The sequence below is a fragment of the Serratia sp. KH_031 genome, assembly GCF_057839655.1.
The window spans coordinates 3559907-3583334 of the sequence record NZ_CM174496.1 but is presented as its reverse complement, the minus strand read 5'-3'; the positions used below and the strand labels follow the sequence as shown (position 1 = coordinate 3583334).

Annotated in this window: 17 protein-coding genes; 1 reads left to right on the top strand and 16 read right to left on the bottom strand. The window is 51.5% G+C overall.

Annotated features, from left to right (window positions below):
* Positions 1-34: 34 nt before the first annotated feature.
* From ybeD to leuS, 11 genes are all read right to left on the bottom strand, one after another.
* The gene (gene ybeD, locus AC3ISQ_RS16040; RefSeq protein WP_489348080.1) at positions 35-301 is read right to left on the bottom strand and encodes a DUF493 family protein YbeD; all 267 of its coding nucleotides are present in this window, start codon (positions 299-301) and stop codon (positions 35-37) included.
* Between the two features lie 101 nt (positions 302-402).
* Entirely contained in the window at positions 403-1614 is a 1212-nt protein-coding gene (dacA, locus tag AC3ISQ_RS16035; protein ID WP_489348079.1) for a D-alanyl-D-alanine carboxypeptidase DacA, read from the bottom strand.
* A gap of 165 nt (positions 1615-1779) precedes the next feature.
* On the bottom strand, positions 1780-2856 hold the full coding sequence (gene rlpA, locus AC3ISQ_RS16030; RefSeq protein ID WP_489348077.1) for an endolytic peptidoglycan transglycosylase RlpA: 1077 nt from the start codon (positions 2854-2856) through the stop codon (positions 1780-1782).
* Positions 2857-2865: 9 nt separating this feature from the next.
* On the bottom strand, positions 2866-3978 hold the full coding sequence (gene mrdB / locus AC3ISQ_RS16025; protein WP_489348075.1) for a peptidoglycan glycosyltransferase MrdB: 1113 nt from the start codon (positions 3976-3978) through the stop codon (positions 2866-2868).
* A gap of 8 nt (positions 3979-3986) precedes the next feature.
* Positions 3987-5882, bottom strand: coding sequence for a peptidoglycan DD-transpeptidase MrdA (mrdA, locus tag AC3ISQ_RS16020; RefSeq protein ID WP_489348074.1), 1896 nt, complete (start codon positions 5880-5882; stop codon positions 3987-3989).
* Positions 5883-5921: 39 nt separating this feature from the next.
* Positions 5922-6392, bottom strand: a complete 471-nt coding sequence (gene rlmH / locus AC3ISQ_RS16015; protein ID WP_004949595.1) for a 23S rRNA (pseudouridine(1915)-N(3))-methyltransferase RlmH — start codon at positions 6390-6392, stop codon at positions 5922-5924.
* 3 nt (positions 6393-6395) lie between these two features.
* Entirely contained in the window at positions 6396-6713 is a 318-nt protein-coding gene (rsfS, locus tag AC3ISQ_RS16010) for a ribosome silencing factor (protein WP_489348072.1), read from the bottom strand.
* 128 nt (positions 6714-6841) lie between these two features.
* Positions 6842-7495 carry a nicotinate-nucleotide adenylyltransferase gene (nadD, locus tag AC3ISQ_RS16005; protein ID WP_489348070.1) on the bottom strand — a complete coding sequence of 218 codons (654 nt, stop codon included), beginning with the start codon at positions 7493-7495 and terminating at the stop codon, positions 6842-6844.
* A complete protein-coding gene (gene holA, locus AC3ISQ_RS16000) occupies positions 7485-8519 on the bottom strand; it encodes a DNA polymerase III subunit delta (protein ID WP_489348068.1) in 1035 nt (344 codons plus the stop codon). Before holA ends, nadD begins: the two co-directional genes overlap by 11 nt.
* Positions 8516-9118, bottom strand: coding sequence for an LPS assembly lipoprotein LptE (lptE, locus tag AC3ISQ_RS15995; RefSeq protein ID WP_489348066.1), 603 nt, complete (start codon positions 9116-9118; stop codon positions 8516-8518). Before lptE ends, holA begins: the two co-directional genes overlap by 4 nt.
* Before the next feature lie 14 nt (positions 9119-9132).
* Entirely contained in the window at positions 9133-11715 is a 2583-nt protein-coding gene (gene leuS, locus AC3ISQ_RS15990) for a leucine--tRNA ligase (RefSeq protein ID WP_489348065.1), read from the bottom strand.
* A 238-nt stretch (positions 11716-11953) separates the two neighbouring features.
* Here leuS and AC3ISQ_RS15985 point away from each other — a divergent pair, with 238 nt between their 5' ends.
* Positions 11954-12436 (top strand): zinc ribbon-containing protein, encoded by a 483-nt coding sequence (locus AC3ISQ_RS15985; protein ID WP_489348063.1) that lies wholly within the window; start codon positions 11954-11956, stop codon positions 12434-12436.
* 42 nt (positions 12437-12478) lie between these two features.
* Here the strand turns inward: AC3ISQ_RS15985 and AC3ISQ_RS15980 are convergent, their stop codons facing one another.
* The 5 genes from AC3ISQ_RS15980 to ygjK form a co-directional block, all read right to left on the bottom strand.
* Entirely contained in the window at positions 12479-13156 is a 678-nt protein-coding gene (locus AC3ISQ_RS15980; protein WP_489348061.1) for an FMN-dependent NADH-azoreductase, read from the bottom strand.
* A gap of 146 nt (positions 13157-13302) precedes the next feature.
* Positions 13303-14235, bottom strand: coding sequence for a pyrimidine-specific ribonucleoside hydrolase RihA (gene rihA / locus AC3ISQ_RS15975; protein ID WP_489348060.1), 933 nt, complete (start codon positions 14233-14235; stop codon positions 13303-13305).
* Between the two features lie 172 nt (positions 14236-14407).
* Positions 14408-17851 carry an autotransporter outer membrane beta-barrel domain-containing protein gene (locus AC3ISQ_RS15970; protein ID WP_489348058.1) on the bottom strand — a complete coding sequence of 1148 codons (3444 nt, stop codon included), beginning with the start codon at positions 17849-17851 and terminating at the stop codon, positions 14408-14410.
* Positions 17772-20687, bottom strand: coding sequence for a beta strand repeat-containing protein (locus tag AC3ISQ_RS15965; RefSeq protein ID WP_489348056.1), 2916 nt, complete (start codon positions 20685-20687; stop codon positions 17772-17774). Before AC3ISQ_RS15965 ends, AC3ISQ_RS15970 begins: the two co-directional genes overlap by 80 nt.
* A 356-nt stretch (positions 20688-21043) precedes the next feature.
* Positions 21044-23425, bottom strand: a complete 2382-nt coding sequence (ygjK, locus tag AC3ISQ_RS15960; protein WP_489348054.1) for an alpha-glucosidase — start codon at positions 23423-23425, stop codon at positions 21044-21046.
* Positions 23426-23428: the final 3 nt, after the last annotated feature.

The window sequence follows — 23428 nt, the reverse complement described above, 5'->3', positions numbered from 1 at the left end:
TACCTAGGCTGGAAAGCAGAGACTTGTGCTGGAATTACAGCACCATGCGGACAATTTCGATGTTGCCCAGCTCTTCGTACAGCGTTTCCACCTGATCAATATGGGTGGCGGTGATGGTGATGGAAACGGAGTGGTAGTTGCCCTTGCTGCTCGGTTTAACCTGTGGGTTATAGTCCCCAGGCGCATGGCGCTGCACCACTTCAACCACCTGGTCTAGCAGCTCAGGCTGTGCCAAACCCATTACTTTGTAAGTGAATGAGCAAGGGAATTCGAGCAGTTCGTTCAGTTTAGTTTTTTGCATGTGAGTGCGCTCCAGAGTGTTGCCTTTCTAAATTATAACTCCCGCCGGAGCGGGAGTTAGTGTTAATCATGATATGGGGATCAAATCGCCCATTTCAAGGTTTAACCGAACCAATGGTGGAACATTAGCTTGATGTAATCCACGATGCGGCTGAAGAAACCGCCTTCTTTCACTTCGTTCAACACCACCAATGGGCGCTGATCGATGGTTTTGCCATCCAACTGGAAGTTGATGCTGCCGACCACTTGGTTTTTCGCCAACGGAGCGTGGATCTCGGTGCTGTTCAGCACGTAGCTCGCTTTCAGATCCTTCATACGACCGCGTGGAATGGTTAGGTAAACGTCTTTGTCTACGCCTAACTCAACGCGATCGGTATCGCCGAACCAAACAGGTTCAGAGGCGAATTCTTTACCGGTTTTCAGTGGTGCCACGGTTTCGAAGAAACGGAAACCCCAAGTCAGCAGTTTTTTACTTTCGGTCTCACGGCCTTTATAAGTACGACCGCCCAACACGGCAGAGATCAAACGCATCTGGCCTTCGGTCGCGGAAGCCACCAGATTGTAACCCGCAGCATCGGTGTGACCGGTTTTGATACCATCAACGTTCAGGCTGGTATCCCACAGTAAACCGTTACGGTTCATTTGACGGATGTTGTTGAAGGTGAATTCTTTTTCTTTATAGATGGCGTATTCGTCTGGTACGTCACGAATCAACGCCTGGCCGATCAGTGCCATATCGCGCGCCGAACTGTACTGGCCTTGCGCATCCAAACCGTGGACGGTCTGGAAGTGGGTATTTTGTAGACCCAGTTGTTTGACGTAGGTGTTCATCAGATTGACGAAGGCATCTTGGCTACCCGCAACGTAGTCGGCCATTGCCACACAGGCGTCGTTACCGGATTGCAGGTTGATGCCACGCGTCAGTTTGGAAACCGGTACGCGGTCGCCTGGTTTTAGGAACATCAAAGAGGAACCTTTGAACACCGGGTTGCCGGTGGCCCAAGCGTCTTGACCGACGGTGACCATATCATCCTGACCGATTTTACCGGCTTTCAGCGCTTGACCGATCACGTAACTGGTCATCATTTTGGTCAGGCTGGCAGGATCACGACGCGCATCAGCGTTGGATTCAGCCAGAACTTTACCGGAGTTGTAATCTATCAGGATGTAAGCTTCCGCATCAATTTGCGGCACACCTGGGATCATGGTTTTGAGGTTAACGTCTTCGGCATGGGCTACAGAAGCTGTACCCATCGCGATAACGGTTCCGAGCGCTAGGCTCTTGATTAAGCTAGAAGAAGTGACATATTTCATGATCGGGACGACAACATCCGTGAGAAAAAGTTAAAAAACAGGCCACACTATAACAGATGGGTTACCGGCAGGCATTAGCCATTCATCTGACTAATAGAGGTTTGTTCAGATTTAGCTGAAAGAAAATGTTTCAGCGAAAGTACCCTGACCTACCGGTTTCTACTGTTAAGGTGCGGCAGTAACAAATGATTGTTGTTGTGCTTCGCTTGCCAGTCGTTGTTGCAATTGAACAGCTTGTTGGCGATCGCTAAATGGCCCTAACTGGACGCGATACACCGCTCCGTTGGGGCTTACTTTTCCCGGAACGCCAAATTGCTGACTCAGTTTTTGTTGCCATTCTTGCGCGCGCTCGGCATTGCTTAACGCGCCGACCTGCACCAAATAATTGCCGCTAGAAGGGGCTCCGGTATCAACCATGGCTGCCGCGCTGGCGGCTAAGCCGGTTTGAACGGTGGGTGTCACAACGGGTTCTGAACTCTCTAGTACGCCAGCGGGTACGGCACTGGGTGCGTTAAGGAAACCGGTTTGACCGTTGCTGCTGGCGGCGGTGTTATTGCCCGTACTCAGGCTGCTGTTGTCGATAGGACGCACGGCAGCACCGTTGGCCACTGGGGTTTCTTGCTGAACGGGTGTCCCCATCGCTCCAGTACCCAAATCCGGTCGTGTCGGCAAAGCATAACTCTGTTTCGCTACCGTCGTGCCGATAGTGCCGGGGCCACTCATGCTGCCATCGGGCGCCACGTTGATGAAATCAACTTTCACTTTAGTATTGTTAGACAGGTTCAGACGATCGGCTGCTGCTTTCGACAGATCGATAATGCGCCCTTGGGTATAGGGCCCACGATCGTTTACGCGAACGACTAACATCCGGCCATTGCTCAGGTTGGTGACGCGCACATAGCTTGGGATCGGCAGAGTAGGGTGCGCAGCGGTTAACGCGTTAGGATCGAACATCTCGCCAATCGCAGTGGTGTTGCCGTTGGACTCTTCGCCATACCAGCTTGCCAACCCCGTTTGGCTGAAGTTCTGCGGATCTTTCACAATGTGATAGGTATCGCCATTGAGCTTATAATCTTGCAGCGTGCCCGGATTATAAGGTTCATAACGCGGCTCGGCCCCGCTGATTTCAACCACCGGGCCGTTATACGGTTGTGGTGGTTGCTGTGGTGTTGGTTGTTCTGTCGAACTACAAGCGGAAAGCAATACAGCCACGACACCAACCCAAAGCAGTTCCTTACGCATTGCTCACCTCTATAGACTTTTAGACAACATTTTCCGATGTGTATGGATCGACATAATGATGCCGAACCCGGCCATCAGCACTATCAGTGCCGAACCGCCGTAACTGACCAATGGCAAAGGTACGCCAACTACCGGCAAAATTCCACTGACCATACCAATGTTAACAAACACATAAACGAATAGGATTAGCATCAGACCACCGACCATCACGCGACCAAAAGTAGTTTGCGCTCTGGCGGCAATCATCAAACCACGAATAATCACCAGCAGGTATAACGCTAACAGCACTAGCACGCCAATCAACCCCAACTCTTCCGCCAATACGGCGAAGATAAAGTCGGTGTGGCGTTCTGGCAGGAATTCGAGCTGCGACTGAGTACCGTGCAACCAGCCTTTACCGAATAATCCGCCGGAGCCGATAGCAATTTTTGACTGAATGATGTGATAGCCAGCACCGAGCGGGTCGCTTTCTGGATCGAGCAACATCATCACGCGGGCGCGTTGGTAGTCATGCATCAGAAAGAACCACAGTACCGGAATAAACGCCGCAATTAGCAGGGCGGCGACAGCGATCAATTTCCAGCTCATACCGGACAGGAACAGCACGAATAGGCCGGAGGCAGCGATCAGGATCGAGGTGCCCAAATCTGGCTGTGCGGCAACCAGCAGCGTGGGTAAGAAGATCAATACCAATGCGATCGCGGTATTTTTCAACGAAGGCGGGCAGACATCGCGGTTCATAAAGCGCGCCACCATCAGCGGCACGGCGATTTTAGCGATCTCGGAGGGTTGGAAACGCACAAAACCCAAGTCCAACCAGCGCTGGGCGCCTTTACTGATTTGCCCGAATGCATCCACCAAAATCAGCAGGATCACGCAGAAGATGTACAAATACGGTGCCCAGCTTTCATAAACGCGCGGTGGGATCTGCGCCATCACCGCCATGACGATCAGCCCCATCACGATTTGGCCGATTTTGCGCTCCATCATGCCGATGTCTTGGCCGCTGGCGCTCCACATCACGAAGGCGCTATAGACCAGCAGGGCGACGATCAGTAGCAGGAATGTTGGGTCGATATGGATTTTGGTCCAAATCGAGCCTTTTTGTTGGCTCTCAGTCATGACTTACCTTAATCACCTTCAATGCCGGGCGGTTGTGGGGTCTCGGCCGGCAATTGTGTATTGTTATCGCCGAGCAGGATATGGTCGAGGATCTGGCGGGTAATGGTACCTACCGCTGGACCTGATCCGCCATTCTCCAAGATGATAGCGACTGACACCGTTGGGTTATCGTACGGAGCGAAAGCCGTCATCAACTTATGGTCACGCAAATGCTCTGCGAGTTTGTTGGCGTTGTAGGTTTCATAGCCGAATACCTGTGCGGTACCGGATTTTGCCGCAGCTTTGTATGGCGTACCTGCAAAGTACTTGCGTGCCGTACCGTTCGCACGGTTGGCAACGCCATACATGCCGTCTTTGGCAATTTCCCAGAAGCCGGAATGGACATCACCGATCTGCGTGTTCTCTTCTTGACGATAAGGCACCAGTGCGCCGTTAATTTTAGTGCTTTGCAACAGATGCGGTGTTTTGACATTACCATCGTTGATCAGGGTGGTTAATGCCTTTGCCATCTGGATGGGCGTTGCCGTCCAATAGCCTTGACCGATACCCACCGGGATGGTGTCACCTTGATACCAAGGTTTTTTATAACGTTTGAATTTCCAATCACGCGTTGGCATTAAGCCGGAACGCTCTTCGGAAAGATCGATACCGGTGTACTCGCCATAGCCGAATTTGGTCAGCCAGGTCGATAGACGATCGATACCCATATCGTAAGCCACTTGGTAGAAGTAGGTATCCGCCGATTCTTCCAACGCTTTGGTGACATTCAAACGACCATGCCCCCACTTTTTCCAATCGCGGAAACGTTTTTCTGAACCGGGCAGTTGCCACCAACCGGGATCGAACACGATGGTGTTTTTAGTGACCACGCCAGCGCTAAGGGCAGAAACGGCAATATAAGGTTTTACCGTTGAGGCTGGTGGATAAAGCCCTTGTGTGGCGCGGTTGATCAGTGGGCGGTTCGGATCGTTAAGCAGCCCTTGGTAATCTTTGCTGGAGATGCCATCAACGAACAAGTTCGGATCGTAGCTTGGGTTAGACACCATCGCCAAAATGCCGCCGGTACGCGGATCGCTCACCACGACTGCGGCGCGGCTGCCGACCAGCAGTTTCTCTATATACTGTTGTAGACCGAGATCGAGCGTCAGATAGACGTCTTTACCGGCGGAAGGGGGTTGCTCGTGCAACTGGCGGATCACGCGGCCACGGTTGTTAACTTCAACCTCTTCGTAACCGGTTTTGCCGTGCAGCGTATCTTCGTAATAGCGTTCGATGCCCAATTTGCCGATGTCGTGAGTCGCGGCGTAGTTCGCTAGTTTGCCGTCTTTATCCAGCCGTTCGACGTCGCGATCGTTAATCTTCGACACATAGCCGATAACGTGGGTGAGGGCGGAACCGTAAGGATAATAACGGCGTTGATAGCCTTTCACTTCCACACCGGGGAAGCGGAATTGATTGACGGCGAAACGAGCCACTTGAACTTCGGTCAGGGCGGTTTTTACCGGAATAGAAACAAAACGACGTGAGCGCTTGCGCTCTTTTTCAAAATTGACGATGTCTTCATCGGTCAAATCGACCACCGGGCGCAGTGCTTGAAGCGTGTCCTTCAGGTTTTCGATCTTTTCCGGCATCAGTTCGAGCTGGTAAATGGTGCGGTTCAACGCCAGTGGCGTACCGTTGCGGTCGTAAATAATGCCGCGGCTGGGTGCGATAGGCACCAGCTTGATACGGTTTTCGTTGGAACGAGTGCGGTAATCCTCAACGCGAACAATTTGCAGATTGTACAGGTTGGCAACCAGAGTGCCGGAAAGCACCAAAATGCCGAGAAACGCCACGAGCGCGCGGCGTACAAACAGGGCAGATTCAGCGGTATAGTCGCGAAAAGGGTTACGTTCTATTTTCATCCCGTGCTTTATTCACTCTGTCCTGATAACCGCCACCGGTCACTCCCGGTGGTAAGGATGATTGGTAGTAATACTCCAGGCACGGTACAGACTTTCTGCCACCAACACACGCACTAAAGGATGCGGCAACGTCAGTGGTGAAAGTGACCAACTCTGTTCGGCTGCTGCTTTGCATGCCGGAGCCAGCCCTTCTGGTCCACCGATTAACAGGCTGACGTTACGGCCATCCTGTTTCCAGCGCTCCAACTGTTGCGCCAGTTGCGGTGTTTCCCACGGGGTGCCGGGAATATCCAAGGTGACAATGCGGTTGCCTTTGCCCACCGCTGCCAACATTTGTTCGCCTTCCTTTTCCAGAATGCGTTTGATATCGGCATTCTTGCCGCGTTTCCCTGCCGGGATCTCGGTCAGTTCAAACGGCATATCTTTTGGAAAACGATGCAGGTAATCCATAAACCCGGTCTGCACCCAGTCTGGCATTTTGGTGCCAACGGCCACCAATTGCAGTTTCACCGCTTAGCTCCAGAGTTTTTCCAATTCGTATAACTGGCGACTTTCTTCCTGCATCACATGCACGATGACTTCGCCCAGATCGACCACCACCCAATCGGAGGCTTCTTGGCCTTTCATACCGAACAATTCCATACCTGCGGCGCGGGATTCTTGCACCACATAGTTGGCAATCGACATCACATGGCGGGTCGAGGTGCCAGTACAGATGATCATGCAATCGGTGATGCTGGATTTGCCTTGTACATCTAGAGTGATAATGTTTTCGCCTTTCAGGTCATCGATTTTATCGATAACGAAATCTTGGAGCGCTTTACCTTGCAAAGGTTCCCCCTCGGGTGTTTTTGTTGATGGCAGGGTGCCGCTGAAAGCCAACTGATCACGATCAGCTAAGAATCTCGGGTTTTCAGCGCCTCCCTCCGAAAAAATAGCGGCGCAGTATATCACACGGCCTAGCGGTATAAACCCTGCAATTCGATGTAACGCTGCACCGATCTTGGCAGTAAATCGTCACAGCTTATTCCTTGGTGGCGACGTTTACGAATTTCGGTGGCAGAAATATCCAGCAACGGCGTATCGGCCAAGTAAATAAAGCCCTGTGGCCGTTGGCTGAGGAGCGCTGCATCGGTGACACGGTGCTGTTCAAGCCATTGCTGTAATTCAGGTGTTTCCATTTGCTGTTGATAACCGGGGCGCGCCAGGACTAATAGATGACAAAAACTCAACAAGTCTTGCCAACGGTGCCATTTATGCAAGGTTAGCAATGAATCCTGCCCAATGATAAATGCCAGTGGCTGCGCATCGCCACGCTCTTTACGAATGTTTTCGAGCGTTTCAATCGTATAGGACGGTGTTGTGCGATGCAGTTCGCGATCGTCAACGGCAAACAGCGGGTTATTGGCAATCGCCAGTTCGACCATTTTCAACCGTTGCTGAGCGTTCGCTTCTGGCTGCGGGCGATGCGGTGGCACATGATTGGGTAACAGCGTGACCCGATTTAGCGCCACTTCCTTTGCCAGCGCCTCTACCGGATGCAAATGGCCGTAATGGATGGGGTCAAAAGTGCCGCCGAACAGGGCGTGCAGGTGGTGAGCATTATCTGGCATGGGTCAAGCCCGTGGCTAAAGGTTTACCGCACAGTAGCATCGACAACGTTTCCAATTCTGACCAAACGGACTGACCATAATCCTGCTTGATGGTAATTTCGATCTGCGCCAGCAGTTGTACCGCTTGTTGCAGTTGCGCCGCGGATAAACGCTGTAAAGCCTGAGTAATCAGCGGGCGACGGTTTTGCCACACTTTTTGTTGATCAAACAAGGTGCGCAGTGGGGTATTCGCCATTTTGCGCTGTAACGCCAGCAGTTGTAGCAGTTCGCGTTGCAAGGTTCGCAGTAGGATCACGGGCTCAACGTCTTCTTGCTGTAACTGCTGCAGGATGTGCCAAGAGCGTTTGGCTTTGCCTGCCAACAACGCGTCTAGCCAATGGAATGGCGTGAAGTGGGCGGCATCGTCTACCGCTTGTTCAACGCGCGGCAGTGTGAGTTTTCCGTCTGGATGCAGTAAGGAGAGGCGTTCCAATGCTTGCGAAAGCGCCAGCAGGTTGCCTTCGTAGCAATAACACAGCAGTTGATTGGCCGCGTCATCCAGATCCAGCTTCATCGTTTTCGCGCGGCTAGAAACCCAACGGGGTAGCTGCGCCTGTTCTGGCGTTTGGCAACTGACCATCACACCATTTGCGCTGAGGGCTTTGAACCACGCACTGTTTTCCTGCGCTTTAGTTAGGCGTGGGCCACGCAGAATCAGCAGAATATCGTTGTGTAGCAAAGCGGCCAGTTTTACCAATTGTTCGCCAATCGGTGCCGTTGGACCATTTTCCGGGAAGAGTAGCGTCAGTGTCTGGCGGCTGGCGAACAGACTCATTGCCTGACAGATGCTAAATATGGCGTCCCAGTCGGTGCTGGCATCAAGGGAAATGCTGTAATGCTCGCTGAATTCTTGCTGTTGCGCGGCTTGGCGAATCAGATCCTGACTTTCCTGTAGTAACAAGGGTTCGTTACCGCTGAGCAAATAACAAGCACGCAGCCCCTCTCGGAGCTGCGCGGCAAGTTGTTCAGGATACAGTCGGATCATTGAGCGGTGCTACTTTCCGCGTTGTTATCGGTGGCAGCAGCGGTTGATGTGCTGCTTTTCGTTTCATCAGCGGTGGTGGCATGTTGCAGGCTATCGCTTTTTTCAGCGGCATGAACAGCGGACAGTTTACGAACCAACTGTAGAGCCGCCTGATCGTACATTTCCTGCGTGGTGATCTCTTGCTCGGAGTCTTTCGCTAAAGCAGCCAAGGAGTTATCGAAGAACGAGCGGAACACTTTCACGTTGATTGGGTAGATATCATGCCCCGGAATCAACACCTGTGCCTGTACGTTCAACACCATTTGGTATTCCGCAGTTTTACCGTCTTGGAAGATAGATGCGGTGTCTTGGCCTTGAGAGGCGCGAACAATACGCAGAGACGGGATATCTTTGCGATCGGTATCTTTGACAATGGTCACGTTGTTCAGACGCAGTTGTTCACGCACCGAACGGGTCAGCGGACCGTAAGGGTCATAGCTGTCCAGCATGATTGTCTTCATTTCTGTTGGAACTTGCGTGGTACCACGCAGCTGAAAACCGCAGCCAGCGGTGACTAGCACCGCCAACCCCAGCAACAACGTGAGAATACGATGTCGCACAACGCCTCCTTGTGTTAACCCACAACCAGGTTAAGCAGTTTGCCCGGAACATAGATCACTTTACGAATCGTGACCCCTTCCAGATATTTAGCGACCAGAAGCTCTTGAGCCGCGTATTCTCGAACTTGATCTTCGGTCGCATCGGCTGGCACGGTGATTTTGCCACGGACTTTACCGTTGACTTGTACCACGACCAGTTTGGAGTCTTCGACCATTGCCGCTTCGTCAACAATCGGCCACGGTGCGGTATCCACATCACCTTCGCCGCTCAGCGACTGCCACAGGCTGAAGCAAACGTGCGGGGTGAACGGATACAGCATACGTACAACTGCCAACAGAGCCTCTTGCAGTAAAGCGCGATCCTGTTCGGTTTCTTGTGGTGCGCGATTCAGCTTGTTCATCAACTCCATCACTGCCGCAATGGCAGTATTGAAGGTTTGACGACGGCCAATATCATCGGTCACTTTAGCGATGGTTTTATGCACATCGCGACGCAGCGCTTTTTGATCTTCGTTCAACGCAGAGACGTTCAACGGTTGAACTGTACCTTTCGAGGTGTGATCGTAAGCCAGTTTCCAAACGCGTTTCAGGAAGCGGTTGGCACCCTCCACACCGGATTCTTGCCATTCCAACGTCATTTCCGCCGGAGAAGCAAACATCATAAACAGACGTACAGTATCCGCGCCGTATTTTTCTACCATCATCTGAGGATCGATGCCGTTGTTTTTCGACTTCGACATTTTGCTCATGCCAGCATAGACCAGTTCGTGGCCTTGCGGATCGACGGCTTTGGTGATGCGGCCTTTTTCGTCACGTTCAACGATGGCGTCAGCCGGAGAAACCCAAACGCGCTCGCCGCTGTTACCGGTGTAGTAGAAGGCATCAGCCAACACCATGCCTTGGCACAGCAGGCGTTTGGCGGGTTCGTCAGAGTTGACCAAACCAGCATCGCGCATCAGTTTGTGGAAGAAGCGGAAATACATCAGGTGCATGATGGCGTGTTCGATACCACCAACATATTGATCAACTGGCAGCCAATAGTTAGCTGCTGCTGGATCTAGCATACCTTTGTCGTAATCTGGGCAGGTGTAACGCGCGTAATACCAAGAAGACTCCATAAAGGTGTCGAAGGTATCCGTTTCACGCAGTGCTGGCTGACCGTTGACGGTGGTTTTTGCCCACTCAGGATCGGCTTTGATCGGGCTGGTAATGCCGTCCATCACCACGTCTTCTGGCAAGATCACCGGCAGTTGATCTTCCGGCGTTGGCATTACGGTGCCGTCTTCCAAGGTGACCATTGGAATCGGTGCGCCCCAGTAACGCTGACGGGAGACGCCCCAGTCGCGCAGACGGTAGTTCACTTTACGTTGACCGACGCCTTTGGCGACCAGTTTGTCGGCGATGGCGTTGAAACCCGCCTCATGACCCAAACCGTCGAACTCACCAGAGTTGAACAGCGCGCCTTTCTCGGTCATCGCTTCAGTGTGTACATCGGGTTGGCTGCCATCCAGATTCAGAATGACGGCTTTAATTGGTAAGTTGTATTTGGTGGCGAACTCCCAGTCACGCTGGTCGTGGCCTGGAACCGCCATCACGGCACCGGTGCCGTATTCCATCAATACGAAGTTGGCAACCCAGATTGGCAGTTTTTCGCCGGTCAGCGGATGGATGACTGACAGGCCAGTGGCCATGCCTTTTTTCTCCATCGTGGCCATTTCGGCTTCGGCAACTTTGGTGCTGCGGCACTCGTCGATGAACTCACCCAGTGCAGGGTTGTTGATGGCACCTTGTTGCGCCAGAGGGTGACCCGCAGCCACAGCGACGTAGGTGGCACCGATAAAGGTGTCTGGACGCGTGGTGTAAACGGTCAGTTTCTCATCGCTGTCTGCCACGTCGAAGGTGATTTCTACACCTTCGGAGCGGCCAATCCAGTTGCGCTGCATGGTTTTCACCTGCTCTGGCCAACTTTCCAGCGTATCTAGATCGTTCAACAACTGATCGGCATAAGCGGTGATTTTGATAAACCACTGCGGGATCTCTTTGCGCTCAACTTTGGTGTCGCAACGCCAGCAACAACCGTCGATCACTTGCTCGTTGGCGAGCACGGTCAGATCGTGTGGGCACCAATTAACCGCAGAGGTTTTCTTATAGACCATGCCTTTTTCGTATAGCTTGGTGAAGAACCACTGTTCCCAACGGTAGTAGTCAGGGTCACAGGTCGCAATTTCGCGGTTCCAGTCATAGCCGAAGCCCAGCAGTTTCAGCTGGTTCTTCATATATTCGATGTTGTCGTAAGTCCACGGAGCCGGTGCGGTGTTGTTCTTCACCGCTGCCCCTTCGGCTGGCAAACCAAACGCATCCCAACCGATAGGTTGCAGCACGTTTTTGCCCAGCATACGTTGGTAGCGGGAGATCACATCGCCGATGGTGTAGTTACGTACGTGACCCATATGCAGGCGACCAGAAGGATATGGCAACATGGATAGGCAGTAGTACTTTTCCTTGCTGGCGTCTTCAGTGACCTTGAAGGTCTGTTTCTCATCCCAGTGTTGCTGGACTTTCGATTCAATGTCTTCTGGACTGTATTGCTCTTGCATGGCGGCCGGTGGTCCTGTAGGTGTGAAACAGCTACATCTAGTAGCATTCTGTGAGTACTTATAGATCCGCATAGCATAGCCGATAAGCCCGCTCGGCAACAACACCAAGCGTGGGTTTAGTGTTTTAGCTTCACGTTTTGATTACGCGATGTTTGCCAAACTGCATCAGCTATTTACGACTAAAATGAATACAGGTAGCTTGATTCTATCCGATATGTCCGTTTCTTGAGGAGAGTCTATGAACAAGGTTGCTCAGTACTACCAGGACTTAGTGACATCTCTAACCGAACGCGTGAAGCAGGGTGAGCGTGACATTGATGAGTTAGTCGCCAGCGCGGAAAAAGGTCTGCGTGAGGTGGAGGATCTCAGTCGTGATGAGGCGGAACAAATCACTCGCGCGGTGCGACGCGATCTGGAGGAGTTTGCTCGTAGCTACCAGGAAAGTCAGGACGATTTTACCGACAGCGTGTTTATGCGGGTCATAAAAGGCAGCCTGTGGCAAGAATTGGCGGATATCACCGACAAAACCCAGTTGGAATGGCGTGAGATGTTTAAGGATGTCAACCACCACGGGATTTATCACAGTGGTGAAGTGGTGGGGTTAGGTTATCTGGTTTGTGAAAAATGCCATCATAATTTGACGTTTTATACTCCAGAAGTTTTGCCAGTATGTCCTGCCTGCGGTAATAATCAATTCCAACGCCGACCCTTCGAACCTTAATCTTTCGGGCGCGTCTGGCAACGCGCCCTCTGTTTTAGCTCATTAACCAAACACCTTCTGCATTAAATTGCGTAAGAATCCACCGTTTGCAGGCTCAACTCTGGCCTGTGGGATGCTCGCTGGGATTTGCGCGATAACTGCTTCACGGCTCTGTTGCATGGCCTTTTCTGCGGTTTCTGGGCCGTAAGCTAAACCTTCTGCCTGTACGAATTCAACATCGGTAATACCGATAAAACCGAGGAACAGTTTCAGGTATGGCGTGATGATGTCGGTCGGGCTATCGGCATGGATACCGCCACGGCTGGAGATCACGATGGCTTTTTTACCCGTTACCAATCCCTGCGCCCCTTCGGAGGTGTAGCGGAAAGTTTGACCGGCACGAGCGATCAGATCGAAGTAAATTTTCAACTGAGTTGGAATGTTGAAGTTGTACATCGGCGCGGCGATCACGATGCGGTCATGGGCTTTCAACTCGGCAATCAGCTCATCGGAAAGCGCCAGAGTGCTTTGCTGATGAGGAGTCAGCGGTTTGTCGCCTGCGGTAAAACCCCCCATCACTTCGCCATCTAGCTCCGGTAGCGTTGGGTTCGCCAAATCACGGAAGGTAAATGTATCTTGCGGATGAGTTTCGCGCCATTGTTCAACAAAAAAATCGACCAGCTTACCTGATTGGGAATACTCAGCCAGAATACTTGATTTCAGAACGAGAATGCGGCTCATGTGGCTATCTCCAGTAGGGCTATATAGGGGCGCTATTGCGTATGGAGATATCTTAGGGGTAAGTGGTTGGTAGTGATAGCGTAAAAATTCGCTGAGTTAAATCAAAAAAATTGAATGGCTAGGCGTGCGTGAACACGCCCGGTAAATTAATAACGTTCGACACATTCAACCAGTAGATCGATAAAACCTTGTCGATCAATACCGGTTAGCACTTCGACATTGGCGGGTTTACCGCTTTGCTGGAATTCATCCACCACTGTTTGGCCGACGCTGTATTTCCCTTGAGTTTCCACCCCGACCCAACAGGCTTTACGGGTAAACAGTTGTGGTGCCAGCAACCACGCGATGGTGCAAGGATCGTGCATTGCCGCGCCCGGCAGACCGCGTGGATGGCTAAGATATAACGGTAGATAGAAATCGAGCATTTCCGCCACGGCTTGTGCGACAGGATTTTTAATAGCGCGGATACGCTCTATATCTGCTGGCAGCACTAACGCCTGATGCGTCACGTTCAACCCAGCCATCACTAGCGGAACGCCCGATTGCAGCACCATTTCGGCGGCTTCTGGATCGACGTAAAAGTTAAATTCGGCGACTGGCGTAGTATTGCCGCTGTGCATCCCGCCGCCCATAAACACGATACGTTCGATGTTGCTTTTTAGTTCAGCATGTTGCGCCAGCAGTAGGGCGATATTGGTCATCGGTCCGGTGACGACCAAGGTGAGCGGTTGCGGGCTAGTTCGCAGTAATTCGGCAATCAGTTCTACCGCGTTTTGTGGCGAGGGTTTGATGCTTGGCGTAGGGAGATGTGTATTGCCCATGCCCGTTTTACCATGCACATAATCAGCAATCACCAGATCGCGCATTAACGGTTTAGCGGCTCCGGCGGCGACAGGAATATCTTCGCGCTGCATCAGAGTTAGCAAACCAAGGGCATTGTATAGGGTTTTCTCTGGCGTCTGATTGCCCGCAGAGGTAGTGATGGCTTTGATATCTAGCTGCGGTGCACGTAATGCCATTGCTAGGGCGATGGCATCGTCGAGGCCGGGATCACAATCGATAATAATAGGGCAGGACATAGATTTTCTCCTTGTTGTTCAACGAGGATCGAACTAAAAGAGAATTGATTCAAGTGCTTTAAATGCCCGGACGTGGCGTCCGGGCGATGGTTTTTATTGCGTAGATGCTTACTGCTTAGTGAATAAATCGTTGTACAGCATACATAGACAAGTGGGTGGCGCTCCCGTTCTATCAGAACTGCCAGCGAACCCCACCGGTATAACCCCAACCTTTGGCACCATTACTGTCGATTTGTGTGCGGTAATCCACTTCGGCATACAACGATACGTTGTTTTTAAAGGTGATCGTTCCGCCACCGCCTAGTTCTCCCATCTGGCCAAATTTACCACTCGTGAAGGTATGGCTGATGTCAAAACCTTGCGCACCAATTGTCGTTTTCGCCTCGCCCCCCCAGCCACGATAATAGTTGGCGCGAATGTATGGGGTATATTGCTGTCCTTTATCATCAAGCCAAGTTCGGTCGGCACGGATCCCGATGCGGCCGATAGTCTGGCTGTAATTTTGATAGTCGACCGTGGTGTTATCTTCGTCGATGAAATTATCCATATTGATACGGGTGAGCATCAACTGAGCCTGCGGTTCCAGTTTCAGGCCGTTGTCAAATTGATACGGATAACCTGACTCCAATGAAGCACTCCAGCTTTTGCCCTTAGGAGAACCCACATCTTTCTGGCGTGAAATATCGGTTTTGCCTCGGTGATTATCAAATGACAGTATTCCGTCCATATAGAAGCCATTCTGCCGCTGCCAAGTCAGGTACAATGCGATGCTATCGCTATCAAATGTCGTGCTGCTAAATCCATCCGCCGCTTTCGGGCGCATACGGCTATTACCGCGGGTATAAGCTAACCCTCCGCGTAGGCTGTCATAATCACCATCCAATCGCAGCACATTACCGCCCAGTTGCAACGCACTGTAATCTAGATCAAAGTCATAGCCAAATTGATTGAAACCGACGTTGGATTTGTAAGTCATATTCGAGCCGATATAACGCAGGAACATCTCTCCTCCCACACCAGTCGAGCTGTTTTGCTCATGGCGCAATTCCCCTAGGCGTTTATGCAAATCGTCAATAATTGCCGCGTTGTAATATGCCAACGCTACCGGTGCAGAAATGTAAGAGGGGATCTGCGGTGTCACTGCCGGGCGCCCCGGGGCACAGGTATCAATGCCATCAACGACACAACCGTCTTCCGGTGGATTAGTCGCAGTTGGAATGGTGGGGTCAACCGGGATAGACGGTTGTTCTGGTGTTCCTGGATTAACCTGAGTGATTGCGGGCGGTTCAACCACAGGATTACAACTCGAGCCTTCACAAACATAGGCGTTGCCAATGCGGTAATCCCAGAAGCTGTTGTTGATACCTCCCGCCACTTTACGCTGATTAGCATCGCTAGAACCTGGCGCGAAACTATAAAGATCGTAACGCCACGGGCCTGAGGCCAAATAGCCACCTTTTAGTGCGAAACTGCCAGCATTCGCGCTTCCGGCCACCTGCGCCAACGATATCCCTTCGTAAGCGTCCATTGAAGATGAATGATTAAGATCGGTGAGTTTACCAACACTGGCCACATCAGGCGTCACATCTAAGATAGTGGTTCCACTATTGGCGTTCCCTTCAACCCTCAGGGAGTCAGTGAATTGGTTACCCAGTACCCCTCCGTCATTCAGGTTGGTGATCATTTTTATCGAGCCATTATTCGATACTAAATCACCATCTATAGCGAGTGAGTTACCTGGTGAACCACTGCCATTGGTCAGATCAATAATCCCCGCATTGGTGACAATCGCTGAGTTATTCTCACCACCGGAAATGGTCGCATTAACGCCATTACCAGCAAACAGCGTGGAGGTGCTATCGATATTCACATTACTGTGCGCCAATTTCAGGTTACCGGTAAGTTCCCATTGTGTGCCATCAACAAAATTAATCACATTCCAACCGTTGCCCAAATTAACACCACGGCTTGGATCATCGGCAGCAAAACTCCCGCCACGGGCAACGATCTGCGATAGATTAATTTGGTTATCCGCACCGATACCGCTGGTAATATGTTGAGTCTTAGACAAGTCCACATTATTGATATTCGCGCGGTTAGCATTACCCGCACCGAGCGATAAGCTGCCATCAAGCGTGCCACCGTTCCAAGTAACTATGTCATCACCCGCGCCGGTATTTACCGCCCCAACAATGCCACCCGCAGTCAGCAGCACTTCATCATTCTCTCCACCGCCTAATACCGCGACGGCATTAGCAGAAGATGAGGTGATAGTGCCTTGGTTTTCAAAGCGTGCGGCATTGCCATTACTAAGATCAACCACCGGTGAAATTAGACTGGCAGAGGTCAGAATCCCGGTATTCAGCACCGAACTCGCCTTACCTGCGATCAATGCTGAACCACCGGCGGCATGGGTGACATTGACGGTTGCCGATGTAGCCACATCGCCCGTGGTGTTAGCATTAATCCCCGTGCCACCTTCACCCGAGATATTAAAGACATAACCTTCACCCAGTGTTAATGGGCCTGTCGCCACCGTATTATCGGCCTGGGTGAAATTGAACCCCGTCCCGTTGCCGCTAATATTGACCAGCAATGTCGACGTTGGATCAAATGCTGTCGCGGTACGTACGCCACTCCCATTGGCAATATTAATCGTCGCATTTTGCAAAATAACGTTGGCTGTCTCCGCCCGGTTTTCAATACCGTTGCCGGTACCATTGATATTGAGAATAGTGTTATTCAATGCTAATCCAGCGGCACCGGTATCAAGCAGAACACCGTGAGCCGTTCCTCCGCTGGTGATATTGTTATCATCGCCATTCAGAACCAGTTGCGTTCCGTTTGCGATACGAACTCCGGCAATGCCGTTATCGACGGTGATACGACCCGCGCGCGCCACCGACGTACCACCACCGCTGGCATTAATGCCTGTTCCCTGCGTAACATGTAGCGTGCCATTATTGGTGAACATGGCTCCTGAAACGATGCGAGCCCCCGTGCTGCCTGCGCCATTTAAGGTTATCGCATTATTGTTGGTAATTTTACCGCCCAATTCCGCAGCCATACCTGTGCTGTTCGCGCCAGTGAATGTCATCACTCCGTTATTGATCACATTTCCCAGATGAGTTGCCAGGTAACCAATAGCCCCTGTGGCGCTGGCAACCAGTGATGCGGTGCTGGTGAGCGTCGTGTTGGCATTTGGCTCGGTAACAATGGAACCATCAGACTCACGTTTCTGTCCGTCAGAAACGCCGCCAATGCTGTTGACCCCGCTGAGCGTCAGTAAACTGGTGGAATCCAAGTTACCCAGTGCGCCGCCCTCAACGATAACTGCTCGTGCCCCATTACCCGTCGCGAACAATTGCGTGCCAGAAGTATTAATTTGCGCATCAATCCCTGCGATGACCAGCGCCGAGCTGTCAGTCCCTGAAGCGGTTAACGAAGAGCCCGCCCCCAGCGTCATCACTGCACCATCGGCGATACGATACAATGTTGAACGGGCAGTATTGACATTCAGTACTGTGGTTGCACTGTTAATGGTCGAACCTGCTCCCACCGCACGATAGGCAATTTGATCGGTGTTCTTGAATGTGGGGGGTTGCTGAAGTGGCAATATTTATCGCTGCGCCGTTAAGGGCGTCAGCACCAATGGCACCAACACCGTTGAGAGTGATCAGAGAACCGTCACGCAGCGTCGCAATGGCCTTAGCTCCACTCGCTCTAATGCCCCGGCTACGGCTTGCCATACTGCCACCATTAACGTCAATGGTTCCGCTGGTGCTTGCACTGGTCGTGAGTCCGCTAGTACCGCTGTTCACATCAATGCCCGTTCCCCCATCATTGATAACAATATTACCGGTGTTACTGCCGGTTGCTCCGGTTTCGACACGAATACCGGTTGATCCGGTACCCGTAAAGGTAATATGACCTGAGTTGGTCAACGATGCACGATTGCGGGCAATATACCCTGTCAACCCATTCTGGGCAGAGGTTAACGCTGCAGCCGAATTCAAGGTTGTACTTTGCGCTGGTGAACCACTATTTCTGCCGGCTAACGTATGTTTTTGCCCGTCGGCAATGGCACCCACAGCATTCGTGCCAGAGAGGTTAATCGTAGTCGCTGCGTCAATGATCCCCGTAGCCCCACCTTCAATGAGTATCCCGGTGGCGGCATTACCTGAAACCTCAACGGTCGCATTTTGAGTGGAAATCGTCGTGCCGCCAGTGCCCGTCCCCATGACTCCGACAGAATTAGCCCCTGATGCGGTGAGTGATAAATCTGTGCCATCAAAATCAGCACCTTGCTCAAGGCGGAAAAGTGTTGAGCCGGTGGTGGTCACATCGAATGAATTATTGCCCGTGGTGTTAATTTTGGCGTTCGGGCCAAAGGCAAAGAAGCCAATCTGATTACTGCCCTGGCTGAATAGCGGGACTGCGTCAGGGGCAACATCTACCGTGGCATTACCACGCGCATGGACACCAATGGCTCCATTGCCCGTTAAATTGATTGGGCCATCAACGATTGCTGATGCTTGCCCCGTTGATCCTTGCCCTTCGACCCACACACCGTAGTTGCGAGTACCGCTGGCGGGATCCGATCCACCCGCGACATTAATCGTGCCAGTCGAACGGGCCGAGGCGGTGTTACCCTGCGTGGCGACCACTTTTACACCGGTAGCATTGACGCCAGTCAGATTGATGGTACCGGCGTTATTGATATTACCATTGGCGTTAACCACCGACATCGCGATGTTTTCTCTGGGGATGGTTGCCGCTTTGCCGTTGATATCAATATTGCCGTTATTTAGCATGGTGACCCCAGTGCCACCATTGGCAAACATCCCAGCACCGTTTTGGACTCGTGAGCCCAGCACGATGCTGCCGTTATTGATAGCGCTTCCCCCGTTGCTAACCTGCACTCCGGCAGTCAGCCCACTTTGGTTTAACGCGGTATCAGCCGCACTACTTGTCAGCGTGTTTTGCGGACCGCGTCCGATATAAATCATCGCCCCGGTATTGTTAACAAATGAAGCCGTTGCATCCCCAACGAGTACGCCGTTAGTCGTACCGCTAGCGCTTGAGCCATTAACACCAACATTAATATTACCGCTGTTATTGGCCGAAGAATTTACCCCTAGATTGATAGCAGAAGTGGTACCACCAGTGGTGGCAAAGTTCACGATACCGTTGTTATCAAATGTACTGCCGTTCTGCACCTGGATACCATTTGAGCCAAAACCGGTCGATCCTACCCCCGTGCCATCGTTACGGTTGATAAAGCCGCCATTAATGACACCGTTGTTAGTGCCTTTACTCGCGTCAAGATAGAGTGCCGATCCTTCTGACCCTAATGAACTAGAACTACTGACTTTACCGTTGACCGTGACTTGCGCACCATTGGTTCCACGAATCGCTCCGCCATTAGCACCGATGACTTCGAGTGTTTTGCCAGCAGCCACATTCACTTTAGCGTTGGCTCCGCTGGCATTAATCACAATACGATTGCCTATCGCTTTCGCTACATCATCGGTGGGATCATCCGCGGAGATCTTGTAATCCACGGTATTGGAACTACGGGTGAACGCTTTATTGAACTCGGTAAGATAAGCGCTTTTATCCAGATTGCCGGACTTCAGTTGCTCAATCAGCCAATCGTTGTAGTTTTTCAGGCCTGCGGCAGTGGTGACATTGAAATTATTCACCACGTTATCGAGGGTTTGAACGCTAAATGCACCGTTATAAGTGATGAGGTTTGTCACGGAAAACTGGCGTGGCACCGTAGGATCAGCGGCTGTCCCGGTAAAGGTAATGCGGTTATTAGAATTCCAGTTCAGCGTTGAGTCTGTGCCACTGCTGCCATCAACATTGAACAACGTGCTCTGCTTGGCTGCCATCGTCCAACCGTTAGTCGCGGCACTGGATGTGGAATTTGCCTGACCAATATTGACGTTCAATGTCCCGCCACCATTAACATCTGCAATGCGTGTATTGATGTACTGATTATCTTGTACGTTCACGACATCAGAGACAGCGGTGTTGGCATCAATGGGGGCTAATGCGACAAGGTTTGCGGGATTATAAACCTGAAATGTGGTGTTTCCCCCTGTCGTCGGGTCAGGAATAGTGACACCGAAATTTGCCGGTCCTAAATTCAACTGGTCAGCACCTAATACGCCATGATCGTTAACAATACGATTGATTCCCTGCAATGCGCCAATTGAAGTATTAACCGAACCGTCTATACCAGTCTGAAAGAGTTGATTACCGGTTAAATCAACAACACTCCCGCCTCCTACTGTCAAACTCCCCGTCAACTGATCATTATCTACCGGGTTAAATGCTTGTAGCGTCACTGCCGCAGCGGGACTAGAAAATAACAATATTGAGGGGGCACTCATTGCAGTAAATATAGCTGCGGCAATCTTAGACTGGCGTAATCTCAACGTCATAAATACTCCGGGAATGTAGACCAGACCTTGTTTGTGGGATCGTAAGCTCACGGAAATCAGCCATGTAAATGGAATGATTAAAAACCGGGAAACTAAAGGGATGCATTTCAAGTACACGACTAATGCTAAAAAATGGTTAAATTAATGTATGGTTCGTGTGATCGTTTTTAGCAAAACGTAATCTGAAGTTGTTCTGATGTATGGTAGTAGGAAGTTCATCTTGGTCTTTAAAGCCAAATTGGGTGGGGTATTAGTGCTGTTATCCAATGAGGAGTGGCTTAAAGATGAAGGGATTTCAGTGCTTTTAGTACCCGGACGAACAGACGTCCGGGCGATGGGTGTTATTACGGAAATAGTTACTGCTTAGTGAAGAAATCGTTGTACAGCATATACAGATGCGCGGCGCTCCAAGAGAAGTTAGGCGCTCCTTGCTGTACCCCGGTCAGTGGGTTGTAGTTTTCACGGATTGGACCATCGGTGACTAAGCCGTCGGCGTGATTAAAGAACGCGGTCGCCATTTTGACGGCGTCGTCACGATAACCGTAGCGTTCCATGCCTTTCAGACCGAAGTAGAACTGATCGACCCACACGCGGCCGCGCCAGTAAATGTCTGCGCCAAAGGCCGGGTTAGTCAGCGCCGCAGTCCCCAGAGGGACGTAAGTGTTGAACTCTTTGTCGTCCTTCATCACTTTGACCACTGCATCGGCGTGTTGCTGAGTCGCTGCGCCGTTGAACAGCGGCGACCAACCTTCTGGTCCTTTACCGCGCTCGACGATCGGTTTACCGGCACAGCCGTTAGCCAATGGTTTGTCTTCGATACGGATATCGTAGAAGAAGCCGCTTTTCTCGTCGAACATACAGCGGTTGATATAGTCAGCCAGTTGCGTTGCTTTGTTGTGGAAAGCGGTAGCGTCGTCTTTTTTACCCAAAATTTCGGCCATCTGCGCCAGATATTGGTTATCGCTGTACATATAGCTGGCCTGATCGACCGATTCTTGCAGCAGGGAATAACCGAGCAGAGTGCCGTCTTTTGAACGGTTTTCGGCGAATTTGACTGTCCAATCCTGACGTTTACCGCCATTGGTGACGTATTTTTCCAACTGATCGGCATCGATAAAGCCAAACACTGCGGCGTCGTCACGGCCAGATTCCCAAGAGGCGGCGACCTGAGCTGGAATTTCTAGGCTGTCGTACTTACCGTCTTTGATAAAGGTTTCGTATTGATCCAGTCCGTAATAGTTCTGTTCTTTGCCATCACGTTTGACGGTAAACAGCATCTGACCTTCGGCGTTGTTGTGCGCCTTGTCGCGAGTCGCGCCGTACTCCGGCACACCGTTGGCGTTATGGTCACGATTGGTTAGCCACCAATGATGATAAGCCACCAGTTTCGGATACATTTCCTCGAGCCACTTTTTATCTTTGGTGACGTTGTAGACTTCCATCACCGACCATGCCGCTAAACTCGGTTTGGTATTGCGTTCGTTCCAGTTGCCGCCATCTCCGCCACGTTCAGGGCTGGTGTTATAAGCGATCAGATCCGGTATAAAACCGGCATCCCACGGGCGCACCGGATCGTTCGGTTGTATCTGGAAGGAGAATACCGCACGGATGTTTTCTTTTGCGATGTCTGGGTTGAAATGCGCCATAGCATAAGCCTGCTTCCAGCTATCCCATGGCCAAGTTTGGTTACCAGAGAACCAGCGTGCGGTGACTGATGGCGTAACCGTATCGTATTTCAATTCACCGGCAGCGCCGCGCCAGTTGCCGGTCAAGGTTTCAATCGCTTTGACCGCCACGCGCTCTTGCTCGGCGGTGGCGTGTGAATTGGTCAGCCCTTTGTTCAGGTAGTGATCCCAACGCTGTTCCGATTGCTGGATATACTTTTGCGGTTGTTTAAGGATTGCCGCGATCTTCGCCTGCTCGTCACGCACTTCTACGCCAATGAGCAGATGCGAATAGGTAGTGTAGATAGTGGTGCTACCGTTGATCTTGGCTTTGGCAACAAACTGATGGCCATTGACTTCGGTGGTCACTGGCAGTGATTTGTGGATTTGGTATTCAGATTCGCCTGAGGTGAGCAGTTCCCAAGTGGCGCGAACTTTGCCAAAGGTCACTTTCAGGCCATCTGGGGTAGCGACGATTTTACGCTTGTAGTCAGGGAATTGCTGGTCGATGGTTTTGTCCGACTGCGATTTCTGATCTTTAGCGTAATATTTTTCCAGCAGTTGCCCGTCCCACACCAGTTCCAACGGTTGGTCGGTGGTGATTTGCGTTTCCAACAGCGAAGTACGGTTGTCGGCAAAGCGCAGCGTCATTTTCACTTGGACGTTGGGTGAATTCAGTTCTTGGATCAGTGCGCCCGGAATGCTGTAAGCGGTTAGGGTGAAATCGATCTTTTTGCCGTTCTGATACAGGCTCAAGCGATCGAAGTTATCCGCCATGAAGTTGATGTATTCTTCGGTTAACAATGCTGGGCCGGGGAAGCCGCCCATGCCTTCTTTGCTGTCAGGTAACAAATGCCCATGCCAAGCGCCGAGATCAAACAATGGGCTGTAACGCTGATGATCGTCTGAATCGGCATCACGCATGTAATCCGGCGAGCCAGTGCGATTAACCAAATTTTTGAAGTCTGTCGCGCGCAGAGGAGTATTGGATGCGTTAGTGGCTGCCGCGTTACCCAGCGTCAGAGCGGCGATTAGGCCGATCATGATGGGCGTTAATGAGTGAATAGATTTCATGTG

What these genes read in the sequence shown, in the direction of transcription:
- dacA (WP_489348079.1), bottom strand. Translation starts at nt 1,614, where the DNA reads ATGAAATATGTCACTTCTTCTAGCTTAATCAAGAGCCTAGCGCTCGGA.
- ygjK (WP_489348054.1), bottom strand. Translation starts at nt 23,425, where the DNA reads ATGAAATCTATTCACTCATTAACGCCCATCATGATCGGCCTAATCGCC.
- AC3ISQ_RS15985 (WP_489348063.1), top strand. Translation starts at nt 11,954, where the DNA reads ATGAACAAGGTTGCTCAGTACTACCAGGACTTAGTGACATCTCTAACC.
- holA (WP_489348068.1), bottom strand. Translation starts at nt 8,519, where the DNA reads ATGATCCGACTGTATCCTGAACAACTTGCCGCGCAGCTCCGAGAGGGG.
- AC3ISQ_RS15965 (WP_489348056.1), bottom strand. Translation starts at nt 20,687, where the DNA reads ATGACGTTGAGATTACGCCAGTCTAAGATTGCCGCAGCTATATTTACT.
- leuS (WP_489348065.1), bottom strand. Translation starts at nt 11,715, where the DNA reads ATGCAAGAGCAATACAGTCCAGAAGACATTGAATCGAAAGTCCAGCAA.
- rihA (WP_489348060.1), bottom strand. Translation starts at nt 14,235, where the DNA reads ATGTCCTGCCCTATTATTATCGATTGTGATCCCGGCCTCGACGATGCC.
- AC3ISQ_RS15980 (WP_489348061.1), bottom strand. Translation starts at nt 13,156, where the DNA reads ATGAGCCGCATTCTCGTTCTGAAATCAAGTATTCTGGCTGAGTATTCC.
- mrdB (WP_489348075.1), bottom strand. Translation starts at nt 3,978, where the DNA reads ATGACTGAGAGCCAACAAAAAGGCTCGATTTGGACCAAAATCCATATC.
- nadD (WP_489348070.1), bottom strand. Translation starts at nt 7,495, where the DNA reads ATGCCAGATAATGCTCACCACCTGCACGCCCTGTTCGGCGGCACTTTT.
- rlpA (WP_489348077.1), bottom strand. Translation starts at nt 2,856, where the DNA reads ATGCGTAAGGAACTGCTTTGGGTTGGTGTCGTGGCTGTATTGCTTTCC.
- ybeD (WP_489348080.1), bottom strand. Translation starts at nt 301, where the DNA reads ATGCAAAAAACTAAACTGAACGAACTGCTCGAATTCCCTTGCTCATTC.
- mrdA (WP_489348074.1), bottom strand. Translation starts at nt 5,882, where the DNA reads ATGAAAATAGAACGTAACCCTTTTCGCGACTATACCGCTGAATCTGCC.